Annotated in this window: 14 protein-coding genes; 13 read left to right on the top strand and 1 reads right to left on the bottom strand. The window is 51.5% G+C overall.

The features are described 5' to 3' along the window. Window positions 1–2 precede the first annotated feature (2 nt). The 10 genes from WMO29_RS03335 (at window position 3) to WMO29_RS03290 (ending at window position 10,351) form a co-directional block, all read left to right on the top strand. Window positions 3–1,034, top strand: coding sequence for an acyltransferase family protein (locus tag WMO29_RS03335; RefSeq protein ID WP_349163760.1), 1,032 nt, complete (start codon window positions 3–5; stop codon window positions 1,032–1,034). 12 nt (window positions 1,035–1,046) lie between these two features. Beyond that, window positions 1,047–2,483, top strand: a complete 1,437-nt coding sequence (locus tag WMO29_RS03330; protein WP_349163759.1) for an MBOAT family O-acyltransferase — start codon at window positions 1,047–1,049, stop codon at window positions 2,481–2,483. Between the two features lie 70 nt (window positions 2,484–2,553). Next, complete coding sequence (locus WMO29_RS03325; RefSeq protein WP_349163758.1) at window positions 2,554–3,618, top strand: SGNH/GDSL hydrolase family protein; 1,065 nt, start codon at window positions 2,554–2,556, stop codon at window positions 3,616–3,618. A gap of 87 nt (window positions 3,619–3,705) precedes the next feature. Next, window positions 3,706–4,797 (top strand): aminotransferase class I/II-fold pyridoxal phosphate-dependent enzyme, encoded by a 1,092-nt coding sequence (locus WMO29_RS03320; protein ID WP_178038784.1) that lies wholly within the window; start codon window positions 3,706–3,708, stop codon window positions 4,795–4,797. 35 nt (window positions 4,798–4,832) lie between these two features. Further along, a complete protein-coding gene (locus WMO29_RS03315; protein WP_178038785.1) occupies window positions 4,833–5,255 on the top strand; it encodes a WxcM-like domain-containing protein in 423 nt (140 codons plus the stop codon). After that, a complete protein-coding gene (locus tag WMO29_RS03310) occupies window positions 5,252–6,202 on the top strand; it encodes a glycosyltransferase family 2 protein (RefSeq protein ID WP_349163757.1) in 951 nt (316 codons plus the stop codon). The genes WMO29_RS03315 and WMO29_RS03310 overlap by 4 nt, the downstream gene beginning before the upstream one ends. A gap of 2 nt (window positions 6,203–6,204) precedes the next feature. Next, window positions 6,205–7,149: a glycosyltransferase family 2 protein gene (locus tag WMO29_RS03305; RefSeq protein ID WP_349163756.1), complete on the top strand. Its 945-nt coding sequence runs from the start codon at window positions 6,205–6,207 to the stop codon at window positions 7,147–7,149. Next, window positions 7,130–8,221 carry an SGNH/GDSL hydrolase family protein gene (locus WMO29_RS03300; RefSeq protein WP_349163755.1) on the top strand — a complete coding sequence of 364 codons (1,092 nt, stop codon included), beginning with the start codon at window positions 7,130–7,132 and terminating at the stop codon, window positions 8,219–8,221. The genes WMO29_RS03305 and WMO29_RS03300 overlap by 20 nt, the downstream gene beginning before the upstream one ends. A gap of 71 nt (window positions 8,222–8,292) precedes the next feature. Then, the gene (locus WMO29_RS03295; RefSeq protein ID WP_349163754.1) at window positions 8,293–9,897 is read left to right on the top strand and encodes an ArnT family glycosyltransferase; all 1,605 of its coding nucleotides are present in this window, start codon (window positions 8,293–8,295) and stop codon (window positions 9,895–9,897) included. A gap of 250 nt (window positions 9,898–10,147) precedes the next feature. Then, entirely contained in the window at window positions 10,148–10,351 is a 204-nt protein-coding gene (locus tag WMO29_RS03290) for a hypothetical protein (protein ID WP_349163753.1), read from the top strand. A 90-nt stretch (window positions 10,352–10,441) separates the two neighbouring features. On the opposite strand, the gene WMO29_RS03285 is transcribed toward WMO29_RS03290, so the two are convergent. Further along, window positions 10,442–12,670 carry a hypothetical protein gene (locus WMO29_RS03285; protein ID WP_349163751.1) on the bottom strand — a complete coding sequence of 743 codons (2,229 nt, stop codon included), beginning with the start codon at window positions 12,668–12,670 and terminating at the stop codon, window positions 10,442–10,444. A gap of 246 nt (window positions 12,671–12,916) precedes the next feature. On the opposite strand from WMO29_RS03285, the gene WMO29_RS03280 reads away from it, so the two are divergent. From WMO29_RS03280 to WMO29_RS03270, 3 genes are all read left to right on the top strand, one after another. After that, complete coding sequence (locus WMO29_RS03280) at window positions 12,917–13,906, top strand: tRNA-dihydrouridine synthase (RefSeq protein WP_349163750.1); 990 nt, start codon at window positions 12,917–12,919, stop codon at window positions 13,904–13,906. Window positions 13,907–14,040: 134 nt separating this feature from the next. Further along, window positions 14,041–15,372 (top strand): phosphoglucosamine mutase, encoded by a 1,332-nt coding sequence (gene glmM / locus WMO29_RS03275; RefSeq protein WP_349163749.1) that lies wholly within the window; start codon window positions 14,041–14,043, stop codon window positions 15,370–15,372. A 31-nt stretch (window positions 15,373–15,403) separates the two neighbouring features. Next, complete coding sequence (locus WMO29_RS03270) at window positions 15,404–16,321, top strand: nucleotidyltransferase family protein (protein ID WP_349163748.1); 918 nt, start codon at window positions 15,404–15,406, stop codon at window positions 16,319–16,321. Window positions 16,322–16,328: the final 7 nt, after the last annotated feature.

Raw genomic sequence — 16,328 nt, 5'->3', positions numbered from 1 at the left:
TTATGAGTCAGAAATCCCGTAGTCTTACCATAGATGCCACCAAGGGCATGGCCATTCTGCTTGTGATGGTGGGCCACGTCCTGGTGTGGAACCATATGGAGGACGGAATTATTTACGATGTAATAAAAGTCATTCAAATGCCGCTGTTCATTCTGGTCAGCGGCTATTTGTGCGGAATGGGGCGGAAAATTTCCAGCCTTTCCGCGTACGACGCGAAGCTGAAAAAACGGGCACTCAGCTATCTGACGCCCTTCTTTTTCTGGATCGTGCTGCAGCATCCTCTGCATCCGGCGGCGAATATTGTGGAGACTCTGTTCGGGCTGGATAAGGGGTTGTGGTTTCTGATGACGCTGTTTCTTCTGACGCTGATGGTCTATACGGCAGAGCTGGCGGGCGCAGTGGCAGAGCGGAGCTTTGGCGCTTTGGGCGGAAAAATTGTGTTTTGGGCAGTCTATCTGGGACTGGCGGCGGCGGTTCTGCTGGAGACACTGGTGGGCGTGGAGTTTTTAAGTCCGGGACTGACCCGGCTTTATCTGCCATTCTATCTGGCCGGTTATCTGGCCGGAGAGCAGAAGGAACGCCTGAAAGCTTTGCCGGAAATGGTGAAAAACGCAGGCGGCGCGCTGGCGCTTGTGGGACTTCTGACCATGGCGGTACTGCTGGATCTTCAGGATGTGACCACGCTTCTTTTACTGGGGCGGCAGATCATTGCTTCCTTTCTGGGCTGTGCGGCGGTCTGCTGGCTTCTGTGGAAATGCGGTCCGAATCGGTTCAAAAAGTTTCTGGCCTGGCTGGGCGGCTATACCCTGGAGATTTATGTGGTGCATTTCCATTTCGCCACGGTGTTGAACCGGGGACAGGTGTATGCGCAGTATTCGGCGAGATGGTTCCTGTTCGTGCTGGCGTCCTTTATCGCCATGAGTGCCATCACGGCGGCGATTATCGCAGTTACGAAGCGGGTACGGCTGCTTGATTTTCTGCTTTATGGGAAATGGCCTGCAGAGGGCCGGTTTTTCGGAAAAGTGCAGGAATAAAGGGAGGAAAGTATGGGATTTACTTCGCTGGCCTTTCTGGTCTTTTTTCCAATCGTATGGCTTGTATATCTAATGCTGCCCGGACGGTTCCGGACAGTGTGGCTTCTTGCGGCCAGTTATGTTTTTTTAGGGACCTTTGGGACAAAGTATCTGGCGGTGCTGATCGGGTCCACACTGGTGACCTGGGTGGCCGGATTGATACTGGAAAAATATGGAATAACAAATGGCGTAAAAAAAGCTGAGGCAGAATCAAAGGCAATGCCGGAAGCCGGAAAAAGTTCTGCTTCAGAGCAGAAAAAAAGCAGCCTGGCAACGGGCGTTTTTGTGGCAGTCGTGGGATTCCACGTGGCGGTCCTCTGCTTTTTCAAATACAACCGCAGCAATATCGCCCTGCCCATCGGTATTTCCTTCTATACCTTTCAGGCCATCGGCTATTTAACCGACGTTTACCGCGGAACCGTGCGGGCCGAGCATAATCTCCTGAATTTCGCCCTGTTCCAGGCTTTTTTCCCAAAGCTGGTGCAGGGGCCCATCGAGCGCAGCGGCAATCTGCTCCGACAGATTCAGAATATAGGTACGCTCCCGGTGCGGGATCCGGAGCGTATCCGGCGAAGCGCCCTGTTATTGCTCTGGGGTCTGTGCGAAAAGCTGTTGATTGCGGATCGCATTGCCATTCCGGTTAATGCGGTGTACAGTCAGTTTGGGGCCTTCGGCGGCGTGGAAATCATTCTGGCGACGGCGCTTTACGCTTTTCAGATTTACTGCGATTTCGCAGGCTATACGGATATGGGGAGAGGAATTGCCGGACTGTTGGGCTTTGATTTGCTGGTGAATTTCAAGCGGCCTTATCAGGCGGATTCCGTGCAGGATTTCTGGCGCAGGTGGCATCTTTCCTTAAGCAGCTTTCTTCGGGATTATGTGTATATTCCGCTGGGTGGCAGCCGCAGGGGGCGCTTTCGCAGAGCCGTCAATATCCTGATTACCTTCGGGGTCAGCGGTATCTGGCACGGAACCGGCTTTCATTTTCTGCTGTGGGGACTGTTGCATGGCATCGGACAGATTTTCGATATTAAGAATTGGAAAGTGCCGCGCGCAGTGAAGCGTGTACTGATATTCCTGTTCGTTGACGCCACCTGGATGGTGTTTCGGGTGAATTCCCTGGGAGATTTAAAGGGAATGCTGAGGGTGATTCTCACGAATTTCCGTTTGCAGGATTTTGCGGGTATGCAGCTTGGCAGTTTCGAGTGGGTGCTGTTGGTGTTTGGTATTCTGGCTGTGATAGCGAAGGACGTGCTGAATGAAAAAGGCTTCGCGTTCCAAAGCTGGATTCTGGAGCGAAATGCAGTGCTGCGGTGCCTGATATATACGGCACTGCTTGGGGCTGTACTCATCTTTGGCGTGTACGGCGCGGCTTATGATACCAGCGGATTCCTGTATACACAGTTTTAAGTAACAGTTCGGTTTTGCGAATGACGCGACCGAACGTCCGTTATTGATCAGAAAGGAGGCTTCAGTTTCCGTGAAAACAAAAAAACAAGCCCTGTTCGGATGGCTTTTGATGATAGTGGCAGTCATAGCCCTGCTCTGCGGTCTCATCAGACTCTGTAATTACCTCCTGATGGACGACAGTCAAAGTTACACAAGGCTAACTATGCATGAGCTCTATGAGCGCGCCGACGCAGGCGAGGAGATCGATACCCTGTTCCTGGGAAGCTCCCATTGCTACCGGGCCTACGACCCGGAACTCTACGAAGAACTGACCGGAAGGACAGCATACAATCTGGGTTCTTCTTCCCAGAATTACGATACATCCTACTACCTTCTGCGGGAGGCGGCCAGACTTTACGACCTGAAAACCGTCTATCTGGATATGTACTACAAGTTCCTGTTTATGGACAGCGAAGACCGTGACCTGGTGCAGGCCAATATCATTTCCGACTATATGCGGCCTTCTTTGAATAAGCTTTCTTTCCTGCTGACTACCACGGAGGCGAAGAATTACACGAACCGCTTCTTTCCCTTCCGGCGCAGCTGGCAGGAGCTTGGAGACTTCGCGTACGTACGGGAAAATCTGGCGAAGAAGCAGGCCGAAAGCTACCGGAAATACGAGCCGGTGACCGTGGAGGCAGACCAGTACGCAGGTCGGGGCTTCGTTTGGTCTGACGCGCGATTGGACGTGGACGCCATTACCTGGTGGGACAATTTCGGCAAAGTGGCCGATGACATGCAGCTGGATACGACGTATCCTGTTTCTTATATAGAAAAAATCGTAAGCTTTTGCCGGGAGCATGATATTCGTCTGGTATTTGTGACAGCGCCGAGCCTCAATCAGTATCTGGAGGCCATTGGTCCCTACGATTCAGCCCATGCTTACGTGCAGAAGCTGGCGGAGCGTTTCGGCGTGGAGTATCTGGATTTCAATCTGGCGAAGACGGAGTACCTGGAGCTGACAGCTGACGATTATATCGACGTGGATCATCTGAATGGAACAGGCGCGGAGAAGCTGACCCTTCTGTTGACTGAAGCGGATGGAAAGCCGATTGACGAATATTTCAACGCGTGTTATGATGATAAATACGAGTAATGTATTTTATAAGGCATAGATCTGCCCATTTCCAGGAAAGAGAAAAGCAGGTCTGCCGCAAAGGATAGAAAGTGAGGCGGCTGTAAAATGAAAGTTATGGCAAACCGTATGGATAGAGGCTTCTTCCGGTATCAGGAGGAATTTGAGTCAAAGGCCCTTGAGGTGCTTCGCTCCGGCTGGTATGTGCTGGGCAATGAGGTAAAGAGCTTCGAGGAGGAATTTGCGGCTTATACAGGCGGCAATCATTGCGTGGGTCTGGCCAGCGGCCTGGATGCACTGTGGATCGCGTTTCGTCTGCTGGGTATCGGTAAGGGCGACGAGGTCATTGTCCAGGGCAATACCTACATTGCCAGCGTTATGGGTATCACCATGAACGGCGCGACCCCGATTTTCGTGGAGCCGAATCCGTATTACAATATCGATGTATCCAAGATCGAGGAGAAAATCACTGAGCGCACCAAGGCGATTCTGGTGGTACACCTCTATGGCCAGGCTTCTAACATGGCCGAAGTCAAGAAGCTGACAGAAAAATACAATCTGAAGCTGGTGGAGGACTGTGCCCAGTCCCATGGAGCCTGCTTTGATGGTCAGATGACCGGAACCTTCGGAGATGTGGGCTGCTTTTCCTTCTATCCTTCCAAGAACATCGGCGCTTTTGGTGACGGCGGCGGAGTGGTTGTGAAGGACGCGGGACTGGCTGAGGATTTCCGTGTGTACCGCAATTATGGAAGCGAGAAACGCTATTACAATAAGGTAGTCGGAGCTAACTCGCGTCTGGATGAATTACAGGCAGGACTTCTTCGTGTGCGTCTGCGCCATGTGGAGGAGTGCGAGGAGGAGCGCCGCCAGATTGCGGCCAGATATCTTGCAGAGATTCAGAACGACAAACTGATTCTTCCGGGAGTACAGGAGGGAGCCACCGCCGTATGGCATCAGTTTGTAGTCAGAAGCGAGCAGCGCGACGAGCTGAAAAAATATCTGGAGGAAAAGGAGATCGGAACGATTATTCACTATCCGATTCCGCCCCATCTGTCAGAGGCTTATCAGTATCTGGGTTATAAGAAGGGCGATTTCCCCATTACCGAGCAGTACGCGTCACAGGTACTTTCTCTGCCTATGTACAACGGCATGACAGAGGAAGAACAGTCTTACGTCATTGACGCAATCAATGCGTTTTAAGAATGACGCATTTTAATAAATCTGGGAGAGAAAATATGAGTATTAAAGATCAGTACAAGATTCTGGAATTCGGTGATCTGGGCGATGAGCGTGGAAAGCTGGTGGTTGTAGAGGGAGCACAGGATATTCCTTTTGACATTCAGCGTGTTTTCTACATCTATGGTTCTGACAGTGAAGTAGTCCGGGGCCAGCACGCCAACCGCAATTCTGAATTCGTTCTTATCAACGTGAGCGGGTCCAGCAAGGTGCGCGTGGACAATGGCTTTGAGGAGGATATCATCGAGCTGAACCGTCCCCGTATGGGACTCTATCTGCCCACCATGCTCTGGAAGGATATGTACGATTTCAGCGCGGATTCCGTATTATTAGTATTGGCTAACACCCATTACGACGGCCACGAATACATCCGTGATTACGATGAATTTATCAAAGAAGTGGGAGGAACCCGCAGACGATGAGCAAGCTTTCAATTATCGTTCCGGTATACTGGAACTCCGATACCCTGATGCTCCTCTATGAGGACATGAAAGAGAAGATTCTGCATAAGCTGGAGGATTACGAGATTGTCTTCGTGGACGACGGATCCGGCGATAATTCCTGGGAAATCATGAATCAGATCCGCGATATGGATGACAAGGTCAGACTGGTGAAGCTTTCCAGAAACTTTGGCGAGCATTCCGCCATTCTGGCGGGCCTTTCTGTCTGCACCGGCGACTGTGCTGTGACCAAGCAGGCAGATCTGCAGGAGGATTCCGAGCTGATCCTGCAGCTTTACGAGAAATGGAAAGAGGGCAATAAGGTGGTTCTGGCGGTACGAGCCGACCGCGACGAGGGCGCCATTCAGAAGTTTTTCGCCAACCTCTACTACACCATTACCCGGAAGCTGATTATGAAAAATATGCCCAAAGGCGGCTTTGACTGTTATCTTCTGGATCGTCAGGTCATTGAAGTGCTGCTGATGCTGGATGAGAAGAATTCCGCATTAACTCTGCAGGTGCTTTGGGTAGGCTTCAAGACCGAGAAGGTTTATTTCCACCGGAAAGCCAGAGAGATCGGGGAGTCCCGGTGGACCCTGTCGAAGAAAATCAAGCTGGTTGTGGATTCCATGATGAGCTTCTCCTATTTCCCGGTGCGCTTTATGACCGGACTGGGTGGTGTATATGCGGCAGGAGCTGTTATCTGGGCGATTGTACTGATGGTACAGCGGCTGACCGGCGTGGAGGACGTACCGGGCTGGACGTCCATGATGGTATTGATGCTGTTTTCCTTTGGTGTGACCATGGTAATGCTGGGAATTCTGGGCGAGTATATCTGGAGAGCCTTCGACGCGGCGAGAAACCGTCCGCCCTTCCTGATTGACCAGATTCGCGGTTTTGACGACGAGGAGAAAGAAAAAGAAAAATAGCTATGGACAAGATTTCAATTATTGTTCCCTGTTATAATGAGCAGGAAGCGATTCCTATCTTTTATGACGCGATTGCGAAGACCGCAGGGGAGATGCCTCAGGTGCGGCTGGAAGTATTATTTGTAAATGACGGTTCCCGGGATGCAAGCCTCATGGAAATGAAGAAGCTGGCAGAGCGGGATGACCGTGTGAAATATGTGAGCTTTTCACGGAATTTCGGAAAAGAAGCAGCCATGTACGCCGGTCTGTCCTATGCGGACGGCGATTATGTGGCCATTATGGATGTGGATCTGCAGGATCCGCCGAGCCTTCTGCCGGAGATGTACCGGATTATTACGACGGAAGACTATGACAGCGTGGCGACCCGCCGCGTGACCAGAAATGGGGAACCGCCGATCCGTTCCTTCTTTGCAAGACGCTTTTACGCGCTGATGCACCGGCTGTCCAAGACGGATATCGTGGACGGAGCCCGGGATTACCGGCTGATGACCCGGCAGTTTGTGGATGAGTTACTTCGGTTAGGAGAATATAACCGATTTTCCAAGGGACTGTTTGGCTGGGTCGGCTTCAACACCAAGTGGCTGGAGTATGAAAATGTGGAGCGAAGCGCCGGGGAGACCAAATGGTCATTCTGGAAGCTGCTGATATACAGTATTGAGGGCATCGTGGGCTTTACGACAGCGCCCTTGGTAATGGCTGCGTTTCTGGGAGTCTTTTTCTGCATTGTGGCGTTTCTGGCGCTGTGTTTTATTATCATTCGAACAGTGCTCTACGGAGATCCGGTGTCCGGCTGGCCGTCTATGACCTGTATCATCATTTTCCTGGGCGGTATCCAGCTGTTCTGTATCGGAATCCTGGGCGAGTATCTGGCGAAGACCTATATGGAGACCAAGCACCGGCCCATATTTATCTGTAAGGAGACAAACATTGAGCGGAATCAGAAGTAAAAAGAAGCTTCTTCTCATAATTCCGGCAGCAGTTATCGTCGCTCTGCTGGTCTGGAATGTCATGTTACAGATGGAGCTTAAGAAATATAAGCCTCAGGTGGAGGCCTATCTGCCGGAGGATGTCTATGTGGCAGTGGGAAGCACTGTGGAACTCTATGACGATGAGGTCGTCTGGTCTGGTCTGCGGGATGGTTATGTCTGCAACTGGGACTGCGAGATCGGCGAGAACCTGGAAGATCGGTTCTCCGTGACTGGCAAAGAGGAGCAGGTGGGTGAATATGACCTGACTCTGACTGTATTTGATTATAATGTAAATGAAGTGATAACCCTGAAAAGCACCCTTCATGTGGCAGAGAAGCTGGAGGGGGAATATTCGCTCGTAAATATCGGCGACAGTCTTTCGGACGGACGGGAATGGTATCGGACCATCTACCATCTGTCAGGGGACCAGCTCACTTTTGCGGGCACAAGAGGCTGGACGCGGTACAGCCATGAGGGACGGAGCGGCTTTTCGGCCCAGGATTACCTGGAGCCCACCAAGTTCTATTCCGATGGCAATGACGAAGGAGTCCAGCCCTTTTACGATCCGGTTCAGAAGATGTTCGACTGGAAATATTACAAGCTGTCCACGGGCATTGATCCGGACGCTATTCAGATTTTCCTGGGAACCAACGGCCTGAAAGATGACCCTGCTGATACCGTGAACGCCATCGCCCGGATGGTGGACAATATCCGTCGTCACGACCCGGATATCCCCATTTATCTGGTGAATACCCTGTACTGGGGCGACCAGGAGAAAATAGGAACCATGGTGAAGCAGGATGGCACCGCTTTCCTGCCGGGTGAATTTAAAAATCGATCCGACAAGCGTGTCATAGATCTGGCGAAGGCCATGGCAAAGAAATTCAAAGGCAAGAAAAATATCGTGCTGATTCCCCTTGGATTCATGCACAACAGTGACGCCAATTTCGAAGAGGGCGACGCCCTGCATCCGGGCGCGGCGGGGTATGACCAGTTTGCGGCGGTGATGTACAGCGTATATTGCGGAACACTGAAAGAAATGCTGAAATAAATCATATTTAAAATCATAAATGAGAGCTTTGCTTTATGATTTGGGGGAAGTATATGGTTGCTTGGAAAAAAATGATAAATAGATTTACAGAATTTTACAGACTCTTGCTCGGACTGTTTGAAAAATATTACTGGATCTTTTTTGCGGCAGGCGCTTTGGTGCTTGCCTTTTACTGCTTTCGCTGTCTGGACGTGCAGTATGTAGACTCCTGGGATGAGGCCCGCCACGGCGTTAATGCCTATGAAATGATCCAGAACGGCGACTATATTCAGCATACCTACAACTACCGGGTGGATGACTGGAATCTGAAGCCCTCTATCAGTTACTGGGGCATTGTGCTGGGGTTTAAGCTCTTTGGCTACAGTGTCTTTGGCCTGCGATTTACATCCGCGTTTTCCTATCTGCTGGCCGGAATCGCCTGCGCCCTGTTCGCCAGGCGTTACAGCAAAGAGACCTCGCTTCTGGTACTGGGCTTTTTCTGCGCCAATGAACGACCACTGTCGGCCCATCTGGCCCGGGCAGGTGACGCGGATTCCATCTATCTTCTGTTCTTCACGCTGGCTATGCTGGCCATGCTGTCCGTAAAGAAAAACCATAAAAACGTATACCTCTGCGGGCTGATGTTCTCCCTGGCCTTTCTGACCAAAAGCTGGCATGCCGGTATGATTATGGCCATTGGCGGCATCTGCCTGCTGGCAAATGGGGAAATGCTGCGGTTCAAAAAGAAAGAATGGGGCGGTTTCCTGCTGTCTGTTTTTGTGCCGTTGCTTTTATGGTTTGGCTGGCGCTTCACGAAAGACGGCCTGTTCTTCCTGAAAAACATGATAAAAGTGGATCTGCTGGCCCGTACCGGAAGCGCCAACTTCGAGGGACATCAGTTTCCGTTCAGCTTCTACTACGATATGGTATTCGGAGCCGAGGGCTTCATCTACCGCTGGCAGCTGCTGATCTGTGTAGTCGGAATCCTGTGCGGCCTGTTATATATGTGGCGAAAAAAAGCCTGGAATCGGATCCTGCTGGAGCAGGGCGGCGGTATCCTGCTGTGGTTTCTACTGCCGTTCCTGGGCTTTTCCGCCATCGGAACGAAGCTCATCTGGTACTGCTACCCCTGTACTGTGCCGCTGGCACTGGGAGCGGCGGCGATACTGGGGGGTCTGATCCGGCTGCCGTTAGCCGGGGAAGAGAAAGACGTCACAGAATCTGAAGGTGAAAAATCATCTGAAAATGACGGTAGAAAAACGGAGCAAAAATGTGGACAATTCTCCGGGATTCGTACCCTGGTGGGGATAACAGCCACAGTCGCCAGTTTCGTGCTTGTCGTAATATACATGAAAAACGCGTACTTCCACGTCATCCGTGAGGCTCACGGCGACCCCTTCCAGCTCTTTATCCGGGAGAGCGTCAGCCGGGACGCGTCATACGCCGGAGAGAAAGCCTACGTCTACGTCCCCGGCGAGGATCCGGCTGCCATCGGCGACTGGGAGCAGAATATGCTGTTCGTAGCCGAGATCAGCGGCGATTTTCACTGCCGGGACGGCGGCATCGAGGCCTTTCTCAGCGAAAAAGGCGATGCGGTCCTCTATGTGGACCGGCTGGATTATGAGCAGAATATAGAAAAATTCCAGGGGGTGGAAGTGCTCTGTGAAAACGCAGAGTATATACTGTTAGGTCACTGACAGAAAAGACAGGAGATAAATGAGGGGGGAACAGCATGTTCCTGAAGAAGGTATTTTGAGGGAACGACCTTACCGGTCTACGCAGAAGAGGAAGAAAGAGCCTATCTGATTTCCCAGACAGCAGATGACTGGCGGGGAGATATCGAAGTGTCCGGAGAATACCAAATAGCATTTTCGGACAAGGAGAAATTCCCGGAACTGGATGAATGTATTCAAAATGCACAGGCGCTAGAGTACATCGTGTACAATTATGAAACTTCGCAGTACGGTGCTGACGGAGGAATATCTGCAGGAGCTGATAGAGCAATTATACGGAATGCTGGAATATAACAGGGTACTGGAACGGGAGAATGCCATATGGGATAAAGCCATCGGGCGGGAGCAGACGGAATTTGTGAAGGCGTTTGTGGAGCGAAGACTGCAGTGGATGGATTCGTATTATTGCGGATTATGATAGACGGACGGCAGGGGGCAGAAAAAATTTCCACGTTCGAGGCGACTTGGCCTCTCCTTAGGAAAGTTTTTCTGCCCCCTGCCTGTTGGTTTATACGAACATCTTCCGACTGAGTACCGTAACCCCGACAGCCAGCATGATCATTCCCGCGCACAGCACCAGATACTGCTTCAGGCTAAAGTATGTCGTCACCCGATACTGATATACCGCAAAGGCCAGATCCCCATTCTTGACGGTCTCGCCGCCCACGCTCAGCTGTCCATCCGGATACAGATCCCAGTTTCCGGTGGTGTAGGACAGAAATTCCAGACTGTTCTCATCCTCGATATACCCCGGCCAAATCTCCAGTGTATAGGCTGTCTCGCCGTTCGGCACGATATCTTCCAACTGAAATTCGTACAGAGCCGTTTTTGTTACCAGCCCTGCCAGAAATCGGTCATTTTCATAGACCACATGACCGCTGCCGTCTGTAAGCCGAACGCAGAAGGCCGACTGATTATAATCATCCAACGGATTGATAACCCGGATGGAGATGCGGTTAAAAGGCTTGTCGGTAGTAAAGGTCTGCACATAATTCTGGTCGTAAGAGGTCACATAGCCGTCGTATCCGCCTGCGTATTGATACTGGTCAATGGCATAATCATAAGCCTCGATGGGTGTATCCACCAGCTCTTTTTTGGCGAAAACCAGAAGCAGCGCCAGCAGCACCGTACCGGCAGCCGGAGTGATCCAGAGACGATCGGATACGGTATAGTCGGGAAGCGCTTCGGTAAATTCTGCCACGCCGTCTGCCAGCAGCATCAGACACAGGTATGTAAATCCGATACTGTACAACGGATTCGTCTCCCAAAGAAGATGGAACGCCATACCGCCAAGCAGAGTCAGCTGTACCAAAAAGAGCTGCGGTCTTTTCTTTTTACGCCAGAGCCTTACCAGTGCGTTCGCTGCCCCCAAGCCGATGACCAGCATCTCCAGCGTCCGGAAGGCCTGGGTATAGATGAGCAGCAGTCCGCTCTTATTTCCAATGAGATAATCATAGACCTTCCCATAGGAAGCGTAGCTGTCCTCGGCCTGGTAGCTGTCGGTGCCGTCCACCCAGGTGTTCAGAAGCTTGCGGCCTGAAAGGGCTACAAGCCCTAAAGGTCCAGCCTCTTTGATGCGCTCTTTCAGAATTGCCAGGTCAGCTGCAGTTTTTTCTTCTTTAGTCTCAAAGCTTACGGTATAATTCTCATCATTCTGGTCAAAGGAGCCGTCCCAGCGTGCACTCATCATGACCCAGTGAACCGCCGGAAATCCGATGTTTTTGTAATCGAAATTTACATAGGTATTCACAGCCGATGAGAAAAGTCCCAGGGACAGGGCGGCAGTCACCGCGAAAGCGATAAACGGAACAGACAGTGTCCGGAGTGTTTCACCAATCAATCCGGCCAGTCCTTCCTCCCGTCTGCGCCAGCTCCTAAGCGCGCTGTCAATGCAAAGAGCAATCAGCGCGATGGCCGCCGTAGCCCGCAGCTTAAACCCGAAGACGGTCACGACGCCAAGGAGCGCGAAAAGAAGCGTGAGACGGCCTTTTCGGTAATTTGAAGCCGTGGTGAGGACCGAATGTACCACGGTCCTGCGATGAAAAGCATCCAGGGCCTTCTGAATCCGGATGCCCAGATACACAATTCCCATTAAAAACGGCATGGAACAGTTGGCCGTATAGAAATACCCGGCCCACACATAGGACAGCGGACACAGGACGCAGACGCCGAGAAAGAAGACTGCTTCCGTCCGGCCTTTCAGTTCTTTTAAAATCAGATACCCCAGTACCACGGAAACCAGAATGCACACGACATTTACCAGCTGTACCGCCAGCATAAAGCCGCTTTCCGGCACGCCGACGTCCTGTAAAAGCTTCAGAAGCCAGTAAGTCAGAATGGTCAGCGGATAGTTATTGGTGTACCGGGCAAAGTATCCGGTTTCATAAGTGCCGGAGATGGTGTGCGTCCGCAGCATTTCGATGGCCATATCGAAGATTTTTAAGGGATCATAGCGAAGCTGGGGACGAATCACAGCCAGAAAACCGAGCTGCCCGACAGCCAGTATCAGAAAAAAGGACAGCCCCAGACGCTTCTGATTTTTCTCAGACATGCCATTTACCAGGCGGTATAAAAGCACCAGCGCCGCCAGAAGCAGCGCGACAAAGGCCAGGATAAACAGGACCTGGACGGGCGCGTGACTGAGATTCCGCAGAAAAGAAGCGTCCCAGCGGAAGAAAGCGAAGACACCGATATAGAGACTGAACAGGGTCAGCAGAAACAGAGAAAGTGTATACATAAAAACCTCCGGTCTGAAATCATTTTATGCAATAGTAAAGAAAGCATTTATCTTATTTAAATAGAATAGCGCAAAAGCGGGGAGGGGTCAACCAGTTTACGTGTGCGGATAAGGGCATCCCAAACCAGAGCGAAAAAAGAATGCATCTGTGCGATACATGTGATAAGATAAAGGACGAAACTGGACAGAAGCTGACAATATACTTCTGTTTTCAGAAAGAATAAAAGGGAACAGGAGCACACAGCCATGCCGATATCACGCATCTATCTGGCCCCCATGGAGGGCGTCACTACCTTCATCTACCGCAATGCCCACGCAGCCGTCTACGGTCCGCTGGACAAATATTTCACCCCGTTTCTGGAGCCACATGAGAAGCGCAGCATGAAAACCAAGGAGCGAAACGAGGTGCTGTCACAGCACAATGAGGGACTGTACGTGGTGCCGCAGATTCTGACGAACCATGCAGAAGGCTTTCTGGAGCTAACGGAGACCCTGCAGGAAATGGGGTATCAGGAAATCAACCTGAACCTGGGCTGTCCGTCCAAAACCGTAGTCACCCGGGGCAAGGGCGCAGGCTTCCTGGCATCCCCGGAGGAATTGGAAGGATTTCTGGACATGGTTTTCAAGGACCTTCCCGGGGAAATGAAGCTGTCGGTGAAGACCCGCATCGGCATGGAAGCGGACGAAGAGTTTGAAAAGCTGTTAGCTGTCTATAACCGCTATCCGCTCTATGAGCTGATTATCCATCCGAGATTACAGGCTGATTATTATAAAAATACGCCGCGGAAAGAAGTCTTCCGCTACGCTCTGGAGAAGAGTAAAGCGCCTCTCTGCTATAATGGAGACTTATTTACGGAAAAACAGATCGCGGAGTTCGAGAAAGAATTCCCGCAGGAGGAATGCGTAATGCTGGGGCGCGGCATCATCCTGAATCCGGGACTTCCGGTTACCTTGCGGGGCGGGGATTTAAGATGGGATGAGAAAACCTGTCGGGAAAAATTCCGGGAATTTCAGCAGCGTCTGGTGGACGGCTACCGGGCGTTGGATATCGGCGACCGGAACGTCTTATATAAGGTAAAAGAGCTTTGGTTTTATCAGAGCCACCTCTTCGAGCATGCGGAGAAGTACAGCAAGAAAATCAAAAAGGCTCAGAATCTGGAAACCTATCTGGAATGTGTCCGGGAGCTGACCGACTGCTGCCGGATCGCACCGCCGGGGAGCTTGGGAAAAGGCTGAAATAAAATAAACCTTGTGTATTTGCCAGATTTTGATATAATAAGGGCAAAGTATCACTCAGCAGGCGCAGTGCGCTCATTTTCAGGCAAATGGATCCTTCGTCTGCACAACTGACAGTGAAAAAGGAGTAGAATATGGGAAAGTATTTTGGAACCGACGGCTTTCGCGGAGAGGCCAATGTAAAACTGACCGTAGAACACGCATTTAAGGTAGGAAGATACCTGGGATGGTATTATGGAAGAGAGCATAAGGCGAAGATTGTGATCGGTAAAGATACAAGAAGAAGCAGCTATATGTTTGAGTACGCCCTGGCAGCAGGCATCACAGCCTCCGGCGCGGACGCGTATCTGTTACACGTGACCACGACCCCCAGCGTATCCTATGTGGTACGGACCGAGGGCTTTGACTGCGGTATCATGATTTCTGCCAGCCACAACCCGTTCTATGATAATGGAATCAAGGTTATCAACGGCCAGGGTCACAAGCTGGAGGCCGAGGTAGAGGAGAAGATTGAGGCGTATATTGATGGCAAGACCGAGGAGCGCCCGCTGGCCACCAGAGAGGACATCGGAAGAACCATCGATTTTGCGGCAGGAAGAAACCGCTATATCGGTTATCTGATTTCTCTGCCGACCCGTTCCTTTAAGAACATCCGGGTGGGCCTGGACTGCTCCAACGGCAGCTCTTCCGCCATCGCCAAGAGCGTATTTGACGCCCTGGGAGCCAAGACCTATGTGATCAACAACGAGCCGGACGGTACCAACATCAATACGAACTGTGGTTCCACGCACATCGAGATCCTGCAGAAATTCGTGAAGGAGCAGGGACTGGACGTGGGCTTCGCTTACGACGGTGACGCGGATCGCTGCATCGCGGTAGACGAGAACGGCGAAGTGGTGGACGGCGACAGGATTCTTTATGTGTGCGGAAAGTACATGATGGAGCAGGGCGCGCTGAAGGACAATACCATCGTTACCACCGTTATGTCCAATCTGGGACTTTACAAGGCCTGCGATCAGGTGGGACTGCGTTATGAGAAGACAGCAGTCGGTGACAAATATGTCTATGAGAATATGTCCCAAAACGGCTATCAGCTGGGCGGCGAGCAGTCCGGACACATCATTTTCAGCAAACACGCGACCACCGGCGACGGCATCCTGACTTCCCTGAAGATCATGGAGGTCATGCTGGAGAAGAAGGCTTCTCTGGGTACTCTGGCAGGCGAAGTGAAGATTTATCCTCAGCTGCTGCAGAACCTGCGGGTACAGGATATGGACGCGACTTTGAACCATCCGGATGTGCAGAAGGCCATCAAAGAGGTGGAGGACCGTCTGGGAACCGAGGGACGCGTTCTGGTCAGAAAGAGCGGAACCGAGCCACTGCTTCGCGTCATGGTAGAAGCTTTGAGTGACGAGCTCTGCGAGGAGAGTGTACTGCATATCATCAATGCGATGAAAAGCGTATAAATAGGGAGAAAATCATAGGGAGGATATCACAATGAAGAAAACAGCACTGGTTGTTATGGCAGCCGGAATCGGAAGCCGTTTTGGCGGCGGTATCAAGCAGCTGGAGCCGGTAGGACCCAGCGGAGAGATCATCATGGATTATTCCATCCATGACGCTCTGGAGGCAGGATTCAATAAAGTCGTATTCATCATCCGTAAGGATCTGGAGAAGGATTTCAAAGAGATCATCGGTAACCGTATCGAGAAGATCACCGAGGTCGAGTACGCGTTCCAGGCTATTGACAATCTGCCGGAAGGCTTTTCTGTACCGGAAGGACGTACCAAGCCCTGGGGAACCGGCCAGGCAGTCTTAAGCTGCAAAGGACTTCTGGAGGAGCCGTTTGTTGTTATCAACGCGGACGATTACTACGGAAAAGAAGCGTTCGTAAAGGTACATGATTATCTGGTGGCCGATCATGAGGATACCGGAAAATTTGATTTCTGTATGGCAGGCTTCATCCTGGGCAATACCCTGAGTGATAATGGAGCGGTTACCCGTGGCATCTGCCAGGTTAAGGACGGCTTCCTGACTGACGTGGTAGAGACAGGCGGCATCGTGAAGTACGAGGGCGGCGCAGCCGTACCGGGCGAGGGCGACAAGCTGGTTCCGGTAGATGCGGACAGCTATGTATCCATGAACATGTGGGGTCTGACCCCGGAGTTCCTGGACGTGGTAGAGACCGGATTTGCTGAATTTCTGAAGAATGTGAAGCCGGGCGATATCAAAGCGGAGTATCTGCTGCCGGGTATCATTGATGAGCTTCTGAAGAGCGGCAAGGCAACCGTCCGCGTGCTGGAGACCAAGGACAAATGGTTCGGAGTTACATACAAAGAGGATAAGCAGTCTGTAGTGGATTCCTTCAAGAAGCTGATTGCGGACGGCGTATACAATGAGAAATTATTTTCATAAGCAAGGC

The sequence above is a fragment of the Laedolimicola intestinihominis genome (assembly GCF_040096155.1).
GTDB classification, from domain to species: domain Bacteria; phylum Bacillota; class Clostridia; order Lachnospirales; family Lachnospiraceae; genus Laedolimicola; species Laedolimicola intestinihominis.
The sequence above is the reverse complement of the archived record's forward strand: the minus strand, read 5'-3'. Positions and strand labels throughout refer to the sequence as shown.